We start from the raw sequence: 15,035 nt of genomic DNA, 5'->3' as shown, positions 1-15,035 counted from the left end.
CTACGTTCTATGTTCTACGTTCTACGTTGGACATGGGCGAGGAACCTATTACGACATATCGAGAGGCTGTTCTTCGTGCTACCCTGCGCTCTAGGCCCTGGCCTTTAACGTAGAACGTAGAACCTGGAACATAGAACTTGTTTTTGGAGGTTTGCATGAATCTTCTGATAAAAGGTGGGCGCGTGATCGATCCTTCGCAGGGGATCGACGAAACCATGGATGTGCTGATTGCCGACGGTGTGATCCTGGAACTGGGGCAGGGGCTGACCGCACCGGAAGGGACCCCGACCATCGACGCCTCCGGGCTCCTGGTCACCCCGGGCCTGATCGATATGCACGTGCACCTGCGTGATCCTGGCCTCGAGTACAAAGAGGACATCGCCACCGGCAGCCGCGCCGCTGCGGCAGGCGGCTTCACCTCGGTCGCCTGCATGCCCAACACCTCGCCGGTGATCGACAACAAGGCGGTCGCCTGCTACGTGGTGAACAAGGCCAAGAGCGAGGCACTGGTCAACGTCTTCCCGGTCGGCTCCATCACCAAGGGGAGCAAGGGTGACAGCCTGGCCGAGATGGGCGATCTCAAAGAGGCCGGCTGCGTCGCGGTCTCCGACGACGGCAAGCCCGTGTGCAACTCCGAGCTGATGCGCCGCGCCCTCGAGTACGCCAAGGGGGTCGGCATCACGGTGATCTCCCACTCCGAGGACCTTGCCCTGGTGGGCGAGGGGGTGATGAACGAAGGGTTCGTCTCCACGGAGCTCGGGCTCAAGGGAATCCCCTGGGCAGCCGAAGATATCGCGGTGGCCCGCGAGGTCTACCTCGCCGAGTTCGCCGCCGCGCCGGTGCACATCGCCCACATCTCCACCGCCGGTTCCGCGCGCATCATCCGCAACGCGAAAGCCCGCGGCGTCAAGGTGACCTGCGAGACCGCACCGCACTACTTCACCCTTACCGACGACGCGGTGCGCGGCTACAACACCAACGCCAAGATGAACCCGCCCTTGAGGGGTGAGTCCGACGTGGCGGCCATGAAGGCGGCGCTCGCCGACGGCACCATCGACGCCATCGCCACCGACCACGCGCCGCACCACCCGGACGAGAAGGACGTCGAGTTCAACGTGGCGCTTAACGGCATCGTCGGCCTGGAAACCTCCCTCCCGCTCTCGCTGAAGCTGGTCGAGGAAGGGGTGCTGGATCTTAAAGGGCTGGTTTCGGTGATGTCCTGCAACCCCGCGAAGATCCTCGGGATCGATCGCGGCACCCTGAGGGTCGGCGCGGTCGGCGACCTCACCGTCATCGATCCGGGCAAGGAGTGGCAGGTCGAGGCGGACAAGCTGGAATCGAAGTCGAAGAACTCGCCGTTCCTGGGGTGGAAGATGAAGGGGAAGGCGGCCTACACCGTGGTCAAGGGACAGGTGGTGTACCAGGCATAGGGTAGCGGCGCGAGACGCTGTTGGGGCGAATAACCATTCGCCCAGCCACTGGTGCCTCACCACCGCCCATGGCCAGTCGGTCAGAGACGCAAGAATAGGGGGGCGAATGATTATTCGCCCCTACAGTTGCGGATGGACGACATCGTATAGATCGTAATATCGTGCTCACCGCGCGGCAGAAATATAACGGATTCGGGAGAAGATACATGAAAGCAGTGCTGGCTCTGGCGGACGGCCGGATTTTTAAAGGGAAGGCCTTCGGCGCAACGGGCGAAACCAGCGGCGAGGTGGTGTTCAACACCGCCATGTCGGGCTACCAGGAAGTGCTCACCGACCCCTCGTACAAGGGGCAGATGGTCACCATGACCTACACCCAGATCGGGAACACCGGGATCAACCCGGAGGATATCGAGAGCAACCAGCTCTACCTCTCCGGCTTCATCGTGCGCGAGTACCTGGACTGCTACTCCAACTACCGCGCCACCATGAGCCTGGACGCCTACCTGAAGGAGAACGGCGTGGTCGGCATCCAGGGGATCGACACCCGCGCCCTGACCCGGCACCTTCGCGACAAGGGGGCCCAGAACGGCATCATCTCCACCATCGACTTCGATCCCGAGAGCCTGGTGAAAAAGGCCCGCGCCATCCCCTCCATGAGCGGCCTGGATCTCGCCACCGGCGTCACCTGCAGCGCCCCCTACCACTGGACCCAGGGGCTGTGGGACCTGCAGACCGGCTACCCCGAAGTCGACAAGAGGGACCTCAAGTACAAGGTGGTCGCCTACGATTTCGGCATCAAGCTGAACATCCTGCGCTGCCTGGTCTCCGCAGGCTGCGACGTGACCGTGGTCCCGGCAACATTCCCGGCCGAGTCGGCGCTGGCCATGAACCCGGACGGCATCTTCCTCTCCAACGGCCCGGGCGACCCGGAGCCGATGAAGGAAGTCATCGAGAACATCAAGAAGTTCGTGGGCAAGAAACCGATCTTCGGCATCTGCCTCGGCCACCAGCTCCTCGGCCTCGCCCTGGGCGGCCGTACCATCAAGCTGAAGTTCGGCAACCACGGCTCCAACCTCCCGGTCATGGACATGGCCACCAGGAAGGTCGAGATCACCGCCCAGAACCACGGCTTCTCGGTCGACATCCTGTCGCTCTCCAACGTGGCCGGTCTCGCCCATGAGAACCTGAACGACCAGACCGTCGAGGGGATGGCGCACAAGACGCTCCCCATCTTCTCGGTGCAGCACCACCCCGAGGCGTCCCCCGGGCCGCACGACTCGCACTACCTGTTCGACAGGTTCGTGGAGATGATGGAAAAGCATAAAAACTAGGTCGAGGCTGAGGTTAAGGTTGAGAACTTCTTTCTTTACCTCAACCTTTGACTCAATCTGATTCACGATGAGATATCAGGAACTTTACGAAAACGGCGAGCTGGCGCGGCGCATCAAGGCAGCCTACGGCCGCCTGGCCGCCTGCGACCTCTGCCCCCATGCCTGCGGTGTGAACCGCCTGAAGGGGGAGACGGGGCTTTGCGAAAGCGGCAAAGAGGTGCGCATCGCCTCCGCCAACGTGCACCGCGGGGAGGAGCCGCCCATCTCGGGCACGAAGGGGTCCGGCACCATCTTCCTGTCGGGCTGCACGTTGAACTGCAAGTTCTGCCAGAACTTCCCGATCAGCCAGCTCAGAAACGGCACCGACCTCACCGTGGGGCAGTTGGCCGAGAAAATGGTGGGGCTGCAGAAGAAGGGCGTGCACAACATAAACTTCGTCACGCCGACCCACTTTACGCCGCAGATCCTGGCCGCTCTTTACCTCGCCATCCGCAAGGGGTTCCGCATCCCCATCGTGTGGAACACGAGCGGGTACGAAAGCCTCGAGACCCTGGCCCTGCTGGACGGCGTGGTGGATATCTACCTGCCCGACATGAAGTACTGCTGCAACGAAGTGGCGCTAAAGCTCTCCGGGGCCAAGGGTTACACCGAGGTGAACCGTCTCGCCCTTCCCGAGATGCTGAGGCAGGTGGGTCACCTGGAATGCGATGATAACGGCATCGCGGTGCGCGGCCTGATCGTGCGGCACCTGGTCCTGCCGCTGGGGCAGGCGGGGAGCCCGGAGACCCTGGCCTGGATCGCGGAGAACCTCGGCACCGAGACGCACATCGCCCTGATGAGCCAGTATTTCCCGGCCCACGCCGCGGCGCAGACGCCGGGGATAGAGAGAAGGATCACCAGCGCCGAGTACGCCGAGGCGGTAGAGGCGCTGGAAGAGTTGGAGCTGGAAAACGGGTGGGTGCAGGAAGAGCCTTTGGGCGAATGATTATTCGCCCCTACAACGACCTGACCTGCAGACGCATCATGATTCTCCGCAAGGGGACCTCGGCACCCTGTAGGGGCGAATATTCATTCGCCCTTACAACGACCTGACCTGCAGACGCATCATGGTTCTCCGCCAAGGGACCCCGGCATCCTGTAGGGGCGAATAATCATTCGCCCTTACAACGACCTGACCTGCAGACGCATCATGATTCTCCGCAAGGGGACCTCGGCACCTTGTAGGGGCGAATAATCATTCGCCCGCCTTTAAAGATTCGCTTTTGACGGAACGTGTTTAATAAAGAGAGTAATGGAGTGATTTACAATGCCTAAACGCACAGACATCAAGAAGATCCTCATCATCGGCGCGGGCCCGATCGTCATCGGCCAGGCGTGCGAGTTCGACTACTCCGGTACCCAGGCCTGCAAGGCCCTCAAGGAGGAGGGATACCAGGTAGTCCTCCTGAACTCCAACCCGGCAACGATCATGACCGACCCGGACTTCGCCGACGCCACCTACATCGAACCGGTGACCCCGGAGGTCCTGGCCAGGATCATCGAGAAGGAGCGCCCGGACGCGGTGCTGCCGACACTGGGCGGCCAGACCGCGCTCAACACGGCGGTCGCGGTGGCCGAGAACGGCACCCTGGAGAAGTTCGGGGTGGAACTCATCGGCGCGAAGCTCCCGGCCATCAAGAAGGCCGAGGACCGCACCCTGTTCAAGGAGGCGATGGTGAGGATCGGCCTCGACATCCCGAGGTCGGGTCTGGCGCACAACTACCAGGAGTCCATGGAGGTGATCAAGCATGTCGGCTTCCCGGCCATCATCCGCCCCTCCTTCACCCTGGGCGGCACCGGCGGCGGCATCGCCTACAACATGGAAGAGTACGAGCGTATGTCCATGGCGGGCATCGAGGCCTCCCCGACCGACGAGATCCTGGTCGAGGAGTCCCTGATCGGCTGGAAGGAGTACGAGCTCGAGGTGATGCGCGACACGGCCGACAACGTCGTGATCATCTGCTCCATCGAGAACTTCGACGCCATGGGCGTGCACACCGGCGACTCCATCACCGTGGCGCCGGCGCAGACGCTGACCGACAAGGAATACCAGATCCTGCGTGACGCCTCCTTGAAGATCATCCGCGAGATCGGCGTCGACACCGGCGGCTCCAACATCCAGTTCGGCATCAACCCGAAAAACGGCCGCCTCATCGTCATCGAGATGAACCCGCGCGTCTCCCGCTCCTCGGCGCTCGCCTCGAAGGCGACCGGCTTCCCGATCGCCAAGATCGCCGCCAAGCTCGCCGTCGGCTACACCCTGGACGAGATCACCAACGACATCACCAAGGAGACGCCGGCCTGCTTCGAGCCGACCATCGACTACGTGGTCACCAAGATCCCGCGCTTCACCTTCGAGAAGTTCCCGGCTGCGGACGCGACCCTCACCACCCAGATGAAGTCGGTGGGGGAGGTGATGTCCATCGGCCGCACCTTCAAGGAGAGCTTCCAGAAGGCGCTCCGCTCCCTGGAGATCGGCTCCTGCGGTTTCGAGTCCCGCTTCTTCGGCGTGGGCGGCGATACCCGCCGGGCCCTCACCGAGAAGGAGCGCAACCTCCTGCTGGACAAGCTCAGGACCCCGAACTGCGACCGCCTCTGGTACGTCGGCGACGCCTTCCGCTGCGGCATGACCGTCGAGGAGATCTACGCCCTCACCGCCATCGATCCCTGGTTCCTGCACAACATCCGCCAGATCATCGAGATGGAAGAGTGCCTGAAGGCGGCCGATATCAAGGGGCAGTCCGGTGAAGCGCTGCGCGACACCCTCTGGGAGGCCAAGCGCTTCGGCTTCTCTGACAAGTACCTGGCCCAGCTCTGGAAGATCACGGAAGGGGAGGTGCGCGAACTGCGTCTCGCCAACGGCGTAAAACCGGTCTTCAAGCGGGTCGATACCTGCGCCGCCGAGTTCGTCGCACACACCCCGTACCTCTACTCGACCTACGAGGAGGAGTGCGAGGCGGAGCCGACCGACCGCAAGAAGATCATCATCCTGGGGGGCGGACCCAACCGCATCGGCCAGGGGATCGAGTTCGACTACTGCTGCGTGCACGGTGTCTTCGCCCTTTCCGAGGACGGCTACGAGACCATCATGGTCAACTGCAACCCTGAGACCGTCTCCACCGACTACGACACCTCCGATCGTCTCTACTTCGAGCCGCTCACCCTCGAGGACGTGCTGAACATCGTGGACGTGGAGAAGCCGACCGGCGTCATCGTCCAGTTCGGCGGTCAGACTCCTCTGAAACTCGCCGTCGCCCTGGAGAAGGCGGGTGTGCCCATCATCGGCACTTCTCCCGACGCCATCGACCGTGCCGAGGACCGCGAGCGTTTCCAGGAGATGCTGCAGAAGCTGGGTCTGCGCCAGCCCGAGAACGGCACCGCCCGCTCCTTCGAGGAGGCCGAGGCCGTCGCCGACCGCATCGGCTACCCCGTGGTGGTTCGTCCCTCCTACGTCCTGGGCGGCCGCGCCATGGAGATCGTGTACGACGTTGACAACCTGCGCCGTTACATGCACACCGCGGTGCAGGCTTCCCCTGAGCACCCGATCCTGATCGACAAGTTCCTGGACGAGGCCATCGAGATCGACGTTGACGCCCTGTGCGACGGCACCATCGCCGTCATCGGCGGCATCATGGAACACATCGAGGAGGCGGGTATCCATTCCGGCGACTCGGCCTGCTCGCTGCCGCCGTACTCCATCTCCCAGGAGATCGTCGAGGAGATCAGGCGCCAGACCAAGGTGATGGCGCTGGAGCTGAACGTGAAGGGGTTGATGAACGTCCAGTACGCCGTCAGGGACAACCAGATCTACATCATCGAGGTGAACCCGCGCGCTTCCCGTACCTCGCCCTTCGTCTCCAAGGCGACGGGGAGGCCGCTGGCGAAGATCGCCGCCCGCGTCATGGCCGGCAAGACCCTCACCGAGCTCGGTGTCACCGAGGAGATCATTCCCGAGCACATCTCGGTCAAGGAATCCGTCTTCCCCTTCGCCAAGTTCCCCGGCGTCGACACCATCCTCGGACCGGAGATGAAGTCGACCGGCGAGGTCATGGGCATCGGCGACACCTTCGCCAAGGCATACGCCAAGGCCCAGATGGGTGCCAACGTGAAGCTGCCGACCACCGGTAAAGTCTTCATATCAGTGAAAGACTTGGACAAAAAACATATTGTCAGCGCTGCAAAAAGACTGTATGATCAGGGCTTCGAATTGGTCGCCACGCGCGGTACGGCGAGCTACCTGCAGGAAAAGGGGATTCCGGTCCAGGTGGTAAACAAGGTGCTCGAAGGGCGCCCCCACATCGTGGACGCGATCAAGAACAACGAGATCTGCATGGTGATCAACACCACCCACGGTGCCCAGGCCGTCGCGGACTCCTACTCGATCCGCAGGAACACCCTGATCCACAACGTCGCCTACTACACGACGGCGTCGGGGGCGCGGGCCGCGGTCGACGGCATCATCGCCACGGCGCAGTCCAAGCTGGAAGTGAAGTCCATCCAGGAATACCTGAAGTAACCGACCGGGGAGCGCCGTACAAGGCGCTCCCTTTCCAAATCCAGCACATGCAGCACAGCGGGGGGCCTCCAGGCCCCCCTATAAGTTCATCAAGGAGCAAAATACGATGTCTCAGACAGTTCCATTGACCAAGGAGAGTTACGAGGCCCTCCAGGAGGACCTCAAACGCCTGATTAAGGAAGAACGCCCCAAGGTAATCCAGGATATCGCAGAAGCCAGGGCACACGGCGATCTCTCTGAAAATGCGGAGTACGATGCGGCCAAGAACCGTCAGGGTTTCATCGAAGGGCGCATATTGGAGCTGCAGGACAAACTGGCGCGGGCCTACGTGGTCGACCTCTCCAACCTGAAGCCGGACAAGGTGGTCTTCGGCGCCACGGTCACCGTGTACGACACCGCGACCGAGGAAGAGATCACCTACAAGATCGTCGGCGAGGACGAGGCAGACATCAAGCTGGGCAAGATTTCCTGCACCTCGCCGGTGGGCAAGGCGTTGATCGGTCACAAGCTGGACGACACCGTCCGCGTCAGTGTTCCTTCGGGGATGAAGGAATACGAGATCATCGAGATCCGCTACGAATAAAAGCAGCACTCACCCGTTTCGCACCAACAACCAACATGCGCGCCAGCGCGTGACCAGGAGGATTTACATGGCTCAGGTAACCAAGGACATGACTTTTGCCGCAGTGATGAGGATGCACCCGGACGTCGTCAAGGTGCTCGCTAAATACAACCTCGGCTGCATCGGCTGCATGGGCGCTCAGAACGAGTCCCTGGAGCAGGGCTGCTCCGCCCACGGTATCAGCGTGGACGACATCCTCGCCGACCTCAACAAGATCTTCGAATAACCACGACCGGCGCCCGGAGCCTGCTCCGGGCGCCTTTCTTTTTCTCCCATGCCAATCATAACGCTCGCGCCAGACGGGTCGCTCAAGCTTCCGGAACAGCTCAGGGATTCCCTGAAGCTCGCTCCCGGCGATCAGGTCAGCGTCGAGATCGTCGACGGCGCCCTCCACGTTGCCAGGTACGTCCCGGCCAAGCCCGCCAAACCCGTTAAGCCAGCCAAGTCCGTACCAGCCACCGTCGTTTCCATCCCTGAAGAACTGAAAACCCCGATGACCGCCATCAAGGGGGTGGGGCCCAAGCTCGCCGATATCCTGGCGAAAAAGGGGATCGCTACGGTCGAGGACGCCCTGTACCTGCTGCCAAACCGCTACGAGGACCGGCGCCAGTTGAAGCGGATCGCGGAACTGCGCCCTGGCAACTCCGAGGCCTTCTTCGCCACCGTGGTCTCCGCCGAGGCGCAGGTCACCAAGGGGGGGAGGCGCTACTTCGAGGCGATCGTCAAGGACGAGACCGGCAGCCTGCCGCTCAAGTGGTTCAACTTTCATCCCCAGTTCCTGAAGAAGCAGTTCACACCCGGCAGGCGCGGCATCTTCATCGGGGACGTGGCCCAGTTCGGTTTCCAGCGCGAGATGCACCACCCCGAGGTGGAGTGGGCCGGCGAGGGAGAGGACATCGAGCAGGTCATGGCGCGCGATTCAGAGAACTTTGGCAGGATCCTCCCGGTGTACCCGCTTACCGAGGGGGTGAGCCAGAAGGTGATGCGCCGCATCATGCGCGACACCGCTCTCCGCTACAGCCGCTACGTAAAGGAGGCTCTCCCGGAGGAACTTTTGCGCCGGCACCGCCTCCTGAGCCTCCCGGTGGCACTCAGGGAAGCGCACCAGCCCGATCCCGCCGGCTCGCTGGCAGATCTCAACAACGGACGTTCAGAGGCGCACCGCTCGCTTGCCTTCGACGAGCTGTTCTTCCTGCAGCTTGGGCTCGCCATGAAGAAGCGCGGCATCGCGCTCGAGGACGGCATCAGCTTCCAGGTCAGCCACCGCTACACCAAGGAACTTCTCAAGCTGCTCCCCTTCAGCCTGACCGGCGCGCAGAAGCGGGTCCTCTCCGAGATCAAGGAGGACATGATCGCGCCGCACCCGATGCACCGACTGGTGCAGGGGGACGTCGGCTGCGGCAAGACGCTCGTTGCCCTCATGGCCGCACTCATCTGCGTGGAGAACGACTACCAGGTCGCCATCATGGCCCCGACGGAGCTTTTGGCCGAGCAGCACTACCTCAATATCCACGGCTACTGCGAAAAGCTCGGCATCTCGGTCGCGCTTCTGACTGCCAGCATCAAGGGGAAAAGCGACACCCTGGAGAAAATAGCGTCCGGAGAGACCCTCATCGTGGTGGGGACCCACGCGGTGATTCAGGAGAAGGTCGAGTTCCACCGGTTGGGGCTGGGCATCATCGACGAGCAGCATCGTTTCGGCGTGGTGCAGCGCGCCCTCCTGAAGAAGAAGGGAGCCAACCCCGACATCCTGGTGATGACCGCGACACCGATCCCTCGCACCCTTTCTATGACCGTTTTCGGCGACCTGTCCCTCTCCGTGATCGACGAGTTGCCGCCGGGGCGGACGCCCATCGAGACGCGCATGGTGCGCGAGTCACGCCGCCGCGAGGTCTACTCCCTGGTGCGCGAGGAGGTGGGTAAGGGGAGGCAGGCTTACGTGATCTATCCCCTCGTCGAGGAGTCCGAGAAGATCGACCTGAAGGCGGCCGTGCAGATGGCCGAGCATCTCGCCCAGGACGTGTTCCCTGACCTGCGGGTAGGGGTGCTGCACGGCAGGATGAGCGCCGCGGAGAAGGAAGCGGTGATGAAGGGATTCAAGGCGGGCAACACCGACATCCTCGTATCCACCACCGTCATCGAGGTGGGCATCGACGTTCCCAACGCGACGGTCATGGTGATCGAGCACGCCGAGCGCTTCGGGCTCTCGCAGCTGCACCAACTGCGCGGCAGGGTGGGGCGGGGCAGCGAACGCTCGCGCTGCATCCTCCTGGCGGGGGACAGGCTCTCCGAGGATGGCCAGAAGCGGCTGGAAGTGATGGTGAAAAGCTCGGACGGCTTCGTCATCGCCGAAGCGGACCTGCAGATCCGCGGACCGGGCGATTTCCTCGGCACACGGCAGGCGGGGCTGCCGGACTTGCGCGTGGCCGACATACTTCGAGACGGCGGGGTCCTGGAGCAGGCCAGAAAAGATGCCTTCGCGCTGGTCGAGCGGGACCCGGAGCTGGTAAAGCCCGGCAACGAGCGACTGCGCGGGGAGTTGATGCTGCGCTGGGGCAAACGTCTCGAGCTGGCGTCCATTGGTTAGAGGTCTTTCCTGTCGGACCGGCAACTAAAGAAAAAGCCACGGCATGTAGCGCCGTGGCTTTCTTATTAGCACTTGCGCCTCCCATTCCCTTGACCGGCCTGCGCGCGGTGGCGTTCCAGTCCTCGAAGGCGGGAGGTGGGGCGGGGCAGTTTGACGGGATTTGAGAGACGTTTCCGTTAGCTACTCGTAGCGCATTGTCGGGGCGGCAGCCGCCGTGCCTTTGGCTGGCTGGCGCGGGGTACCGCTGAAGGTGTGCGACCTGATGTAGTAGTTGTCGGCGGACTTGCCGGTGTTGGGCATGTACTTCTCGGCGGTGTACGAGGCGTCGTGGCACTTGTGGCAGGCATCCCGCGCCACCTTCCTCAGCCTCCCTTTTCCGGCGTGCGGTGCGTGACAGGTGATGCAGGAGAGCATGCCGCTTTTGTAGTGGTTCGACTGCAGAAAGCCCTGGTACTCTGCGTGGTACATCGCCTCCTCGTAAATGCCGTTCGCTTTGGCAAAGTCGTCGTTGTTGAAGAGCCCCTTGAGGTCTCCGCTGTACTCCTTGTTGAAAGGCTGGTCGGGCTGCACGCCTGGGATCACGACCTTGTCGGGGTACCAGTTGGTCCAGTCGTCGCTGGCGGTGAAGCTGTCGCCTAAGTTGGGTGCGGGGAGGTCCTCCCGGTTGGTGCCCTGGGACGTCTTGTAGAGCTGGTTTTCCAACCTCACATGACAGTAGCCGCAGACCCTCGATTGCTCTTTCACGGTGAAGTTCGCCGGATTGAAGATGGTACTCTTCTTGTCCCGTTTTACCGCCTTCAGGTGCTTCATGCCGGGACCATGGCACGATTCGCAGCCGACGCCCAACTCGACGAACTCCGACTTCAGGGTCTTGCCGGTGGCTTCGTCCACGTCGAGGATGCGGTACCCGGTAGTGTGACAGGTGACGCAGTTAGTGTCCCAGTCGTTCTTGTTGCCGTAATTCTCCCACTGTCCCGTGAGCCTGTTGAACTGTTTGTTCAGGAACTGGAGATTCCCGGTCTGCTCGTTTTTTACCAGGAAGCGCTGCTTCCAGCGCGACCCGACCACGTACTGCACGTCATCCATTTTTGCGGGGTTTCCGGTCGCATTGCTGACGCTGGGGCCCGCATTCTTGCCGTCCGTGCGCCATTTGGCCACCGCGTCTTTCAGGATTCCGGCACGCTTGGTCTGCACGATTTTGCTGTGGAAGGTTTCCTTCCAGCTGTTGTATTCTTCGGTGTGGCACTTTTTGCAGGCTTCAGAGCCAGCAAATTCGTTCTTGCTGTCCAGCGCCATGGCCGGTGCCGCTGACAGCACTATGCCACAGGCTAACCAACCGGCGAAGAACTTCACTTTCTGCATGGAACCTCCGTGTGCCCTGCGCGAGTGATGTGAAGCACTAATTGTATCGGCACCGAGCCTGATTACATTAGCAGCGGCACCGTCATACTCGCATGATTTGATTTGATTGGTAAAGATACCATACTCGACTGTCACAGTTCCCATGTCTGCATAAGGAGTAATCCTGTTGGATACGTCTAAGTCAGAAATAGTCCGCTTGGAAAGAGTTTCTTTCTCCGGGCGAAACGCCCAAGGGGGGAGTGTTCTGCTGCTGGCCGACGTGTCCCTTTCGGCGAAGTCGGGAGAGATCAGCGCCATCATAGGGCCGTCCGGCGGCGGCAAGAGCACGCTGATCCGCCTTATCAACCGGCTTGCCGACCCGAGCGAAGGACGGATCGAGGTCGGTGGTACCGACATCGCCGCCATGGACCCGCTTCAGTTGCGCCGCCTTGTGGCCCTTGTGCCGCAGAAACCGTTCATGTTCGAGGGAACGGTCCTCGACAACCTGCAGATGCCCTTTCGTTACCGGCACGAGGCTCCGCCTGCGGCGCAAAGCGCAGAGATCGCCGAGGTGTTGGCGCTGGCGCGGCTTGATCGTGAACTGCTTGAACGGGACGCGCGATCTCTGTCGCTGGGACAGCAGCAGCGTGTGGGAGTGGCCCGGGCCCTGATCACCAAGCCCCAGGTGCTCCTGTTGGACGAACCCACGAGCGCGCTGGATCGCAGGACTTCCGACGCGCTTGCCGCCACCTTGCGGGAGATCTGTCGCGGCAGAAGCCTCGCCATGATCATGGTGACTCATGACCTGCGTCTGACTGAAAAAGTGGCGGATTATTGTTTCTACCTGGAAGCCGGCAGGATCATCGAGCAGGGAAGGGCTGTCGAGTTGTTGGCACACCCGGCGAGCATGGAGCTGAAGAGGTTCCTGTCGGAGCCTTTAGATCAGGGAGGGGTAGATGGATAATCAGGGCTTAGTTAATCTGGGAATCCTCGACCTCGTTGTCGCCTACAGCCTGGTGCTGCTCGCGATCGGGCTCGCGAAACTGAAGCGGATCGGCCAGGAAGGGCAGATGCTCTGGGCTTCGCTGCGGATGGTGTTCCAACTGCTTGCGGTGGGCTACCTGCTTCATTTCATCTTCGCCGTGCAGCACCCGTTGCCGGTACTGGCTATCCTGCTCGTCATGGGCGGTTTCTCGATGCAGGTGATCGGCGCGCGTATCAAGCGGAAGATGCCGCGTTTCTACCAGGTGGTGGGGACGGCACTCTTGATCGGCTGCGGGGGCGTCACCTTCGTCTTCTGCTCCCTGGTGGTGCACTATTCCCCCTGGTACGACCCGCGTTACCTGATCCCGCTGGCGGGGATGATCATCGGCAATTCCATGAACGGCGCGAGCCTCGCTGCCGAGCGCCTGGGGGCGGAGATGCGGGAGCGACGCGAGGAGATAGAGACCGCGCTCTGCCTGGGGGCGAGCGCGCGACAGGCTGCGAGACCTGCGCTACGAAACGCGTTCCGCGCCGCCATCATGCCGACGGCCAACACCATGGCCGCCATGGGGATCGTCTCCCTGCCGGGGATGATGACCGGCCAGATCCTCTCGGGGACCGAGCCGATGGTCGCTGTTCGTTACCAGGTCGCGATCATGTGTGCCATCACGGGTGCCGTTGCCATAACCGCGTATCTTATCGTGTTGCAGGGGTATCGAAGCTATTTCACCAAGGCTCAGCAGTTGGAGATGCAGTAGGGAAAAACGAAAAACAGTATCAGGAATTTTCTGATGCAATAAAGAAAGGGACGCCGAACCAGCTCGGCGTCCCTTTCTGTTTGCACGTGGTAAAGCACCTTCCAACCAAATTTACGTAGAGATGGTCCCGCGCTGGTCCCCTCTCCCTCCGGGAGAGGGTGCCCGAAGGGCGGGTGAGGGAGGTTTAGAGTGGCAATCCCCTCACCCTAGCCCTCTCCCAGAGGGAGAGGGGAGTGTAGACGCCTGTGGTGGAAGATCAGGGCTGATCAGGTGGTCCGATAGGCTAAACGCACGCCTTGATGTCGGCCACCAAGTTGGCGACCTCGTCCACCTTGGTGTCCCAGGAGCACATGAAGCGTGCGCCGCCGGAGCCTATGAAGGTGTAGAAGTGCCAGCCGCGGGCACGAAGGGCTTCCAGCGCTTCCGGCGCCATCTCAAGGAACACGGAGTTGGCCTGGCTCTCGAACATGACGCGAACCTGCGGGATCTTCTTGATTTCGTTGGCGAGCAACCGTGCGCAGTTGTTGGCGTGCGCCGCGTTTCGCAGCCAGGCGCCGCTCTCCAGCATGCCGATCCAAGGGGCGGTGAGGAAACGCATCTTCGAGGCGAGCTGACCGGCCTGCTTGCACCGGTAGTCGAACTCGTAGGCGAGTTCTTTGTTGAAGAACACGACCGCCTCTCCGATGGCGAAACCGTTCTTGGTCCCCCCGAAGGTGAGGACGTCGACCCCCGCCTGCCAGCTGATCTCCTTGGGGGACACGTTCAGGGAAGCCACCGCGTTGGCGAAGCGGGCTCCATCCATGTGCACCCGCAGGTCGAACCGCTTCGCCAGCTCCCCGATCGCCTGCAGCTCGTTGACGGAATACACCGTGCCCAGTTCCGTTGCCTGGGTGATGCTCAGTGCCCGCGCCTTGGGGTAGTGGATGTCGCTGCGCTTGGTGATGGTGTGCTCGACGGCCTCGAGGTTGATCTTGCCGTTTTCTCCCGGCACCAGAAGCACCTTGGTGCCGTTGGAGAAAAACTCCGAGGCGCCGCACTCATCGGTCTCGATGTGGGCCATCTCGTGGCAGACGATGGAATGGTAGGACTGGCAAAGCGATGCCAGCGCCAGCGAGTTCGCCGCGGTGCCGTTGAAGACGAAGAAAACCTCGCAATCCTTCTCGAAGAGCTCCCTGATCTTCTCGCAGGCCTGCGCGGTCCAGCGGTCGTCGCCGTAGGAGCTGGCCAGCCCGCTGTTGGCTTCCGCCATCGCCTGCCACGCCTCGCCGCAGATCCCTGCGTAGTTGTCGCTGGCGAAATGGTGCTTGAGCTCGCTGTGGTCTCCCGTGTTTATCATCGCTTCCCCTTTTAGCGAGGCCGGTGCCCCGCTTGTTCATGTATGACCGGTATGGCCAGACCGAAAAAATTATTATAAGCAGAAACCGGTG

11 protein-coding genes are annotated in these 15,035 nt (G+C 61.9%); 9 read left to right on the top strand and 2 right to left on the bottom strand.

Annotation, left to right across the window (positions count from 1 at the left end; all coding sequences use genetic code 11):
* Positions 1 to 155: 155 nt before the first annotated feature.
* The 7 genes from KP003_RS10635 to recG all read left to right on the top strand — a co-directional run bounded on the left by KP003_RS10635 (position 156) and on the right by recG (position 10,525).
* Positions 156 to 1,430: a dihydroorotase gene (locus tag KP003_RS10635; protein WP_216791876.1), complete on the top strand. Its 1,275-nt coding sequence runs from the start codon at positions 156 to 158 to the stop codon at positions 1,428 to 1,430.
* Between the two features lie 206 nt (positions 1,431 to 1,636).
* On the top strand, positions 1,637 to 2,761 hold the full coding sequence (gene carA, locus KP003_RS10630; RefSeq protein ID WP_216499048.1) for a glutamine-hydrolyzing carbamoyl-phosphate synthase small subunit: 1,125 nt from the start codon (positions 1,637 to 1,639) through the stop codon (positions 2,759 to 2,761).
* Positions 2,762 to 2,828: 67 nt separating this feature from the next.
* Positions 2,829 to 3,746 (top strand): radical SAM protein, encoded by a 918-nt coding sequence (locus KP003_RS10625; protein WP_217299580.1) that lies wholly within the window; start codon positions 2,829 to 2,831, stop codon positions 3,744 to 3,746.
* A 321-nt stretch (positions 3,747 to 4,067) separates the two neighbouring features.
* Positions 4,068 to 7,316, top strand: a complete 3,249-nt coding sequence (carB, locus tag KP003_RS10620) for a carbamoyl-phosphate synthase large subunit (protein ID WP_217299579.1) — start codon at positions 4,068 to 4,070, stop codon at positions 7,314 to 7,316.
* 106 nt (positions 7,317 to 7,422) lie between these two features.
* Positions 7,423 to 7,899, top strand: a complete 477-nt coding sequence (gene greA, locus KP003_RS10615) for a transcription elongation factor GreA (RefSeq protein WP_216499045.1) — start codon at positions 7,423 to 7,425, stop codon at positions 7,897 to 7,899.
* A gap of 67 nt (positions 7,900 to 7,966) precedes the next feature.
* Entirely contained in the window at positions 7,967 to 8,164 is a 198-nt protein-coding gene (locus KP003_RS10610; RefSeq protein ID WP_216499044.1) for a DUF1858 domain-containing protein, read from the top strand.
* Between the two features lie 48 nt (positions 8,165 to 8,212).
* On the top strand, positions 8,213 to 10,525 hold the full coding sequence (recG, locus tag KP003_RS10605) for an ATP-dependent DNA helicase RecG (RefSeq protein WP_217299578.1): 2,313 nt from the start codon (positions 8,213 to 8,215) through the stop codon (positions 10,523 to 10,525).
* A 180-nt stretch (positions 10,526 to 10,705) separates the two neighbouring features.
* Here recG and KP003_RS10600 read toward each other — a convergent pair whose 3' ends face one another.
* A complete protein-coding gene (locus KP003_RS10600) occupies positions 10,706 to 11,887 on the bottom strand; it encodes a multiheme c-type cytochrome (RefSeq protein ID WP_217299577.1) in 1,182 nt (393 codons plus the stop codon).
* A 196-nt stretch (positions 11,888 to 12,083) separates the two neighbouring features.
* Between KP003_RS10600 and KP003_RS10595 the strand changes: the two genes are divergently transcribed.
* Both KP003_RS10595 and KP003_RS10590 read left to right on the top strand, forming a co-directional pair.
* Entirely contained in the window at positions 12,084 to 12,830 is a 747-nt protein-coding gene (locus KP003_RS10595; RefSeq protein WP_239027508.1) for an ABC transporter ATP-binding protein, read from the top strand.
* Entirely contained in the window at positions 12,823 to 13,608 is a 786-nt protein-coding gene (locus tag KP003_RS10590) for an ABC transporter permease (RefSeq protein ID WP_217299575.1), read from the top strand. Before KP003_RS10595 ends, KP003_RS10590 begins: the two co-directional genes overlap by 8 nt.
* Positions 13,609 to 13,891: 283 nt before the next feature.
* On the opposite strand, the gene KP003_RS10585 is transcribed toward KP003_RS10590, so the two are convergent.
* Positions 13,892 to 14,944, bottom strand: coding sequence for a threonine aldolase family protein (locus KP003_RS10585; protein ID WP_217299574.1), 1,053 nt, complete (start codon positions 14,942 to 14,944; stop codon positions 13,892 to 13,894).
* Positions 14,945 to 15,035: the final 91 nt, after the last annotated feature.

The sequence above is a fragment of the Geomonas diazotrophica genome, assembly GCF_019063885.1.
In the GTDB taxonomy this organism is placed as follows: domain Bacteria; phylum Desulfobacterota; class Desulfuromonadia; order Geobacterales; family Geobacteraceae; genus Geomonas; species Geomonas diazotrophica.
Note: the sequence above shows the minus strand (reverse complement) of the source record. Positions and strands in the feature narration are given on the sequence as shown.

Coding starts and splice junctions, on each gene's coding strand:
- KP003_RS10635 (WP_216791876.1), top strand. CDS start 156: ATGAATCTTCTGATAAAAGGTGGGCGCGTGATCGATCCTTCGCAGGGG.
- carA (WP_216499048.1), top strand. CDS start 1,637: ATGAAAGCAGTGCTGGCTCTGGCGGACGGCCGGATTTTTAAAGGGAAG.
- KP003_RS10625 (WP_217299580.1), top strand. CDS start 2,829: ATGAGATATCAGGAACTTTACGAAAACGGCGAGCTGGCGCGGCGCATC.
- carB (WP_217299579.1), top strand. CDS start 4,068: ATGCCTAAACGCACAGACATCAAGAAGATCCTCATCATCGGCGCGGGC.
- greA (WP_216499045.1), top strand. CDS start 7,423: ATGTCTCAGACAGTTCCATTGACCAAGGAGAGTTACGAGGCCCTCCAG.
- KP003_RS10610 (WP_216499044.1), top strand. CDS start 7,967: ATGGCTCAGGTAACCAAGGACATGACTTTTGCCGCAGTGATGAGGATG.
- recG (WP_217299578.1), top strand. CDS start 8,213: ATGCCAATCATAACGCTCGCGCCAGACGGGTCGCTCAAGCTTCCGGAA.
- KP003_RS10600 (WP_217299577.1), bottom strand. CDS start 11,887: ATGCAGAAAGTGAAGTTCTTCGCCGGTTGGTTAGCCTGTGGCATAGTG.
- KP003_RS10590 (WP_217299575.1), top strand. CDS start 12,823: ATGGATAATCAGGGCTTAGTTAATCTGGGAATCCTCGACCTCGTTGTC.
- KP003_RS10585 (WP_217299574.1), bottom strand. CDS start 14,944: ATGATAAACACGGGAGACCACAGCGAGCTCAAGCACCATTTCGCCAGC.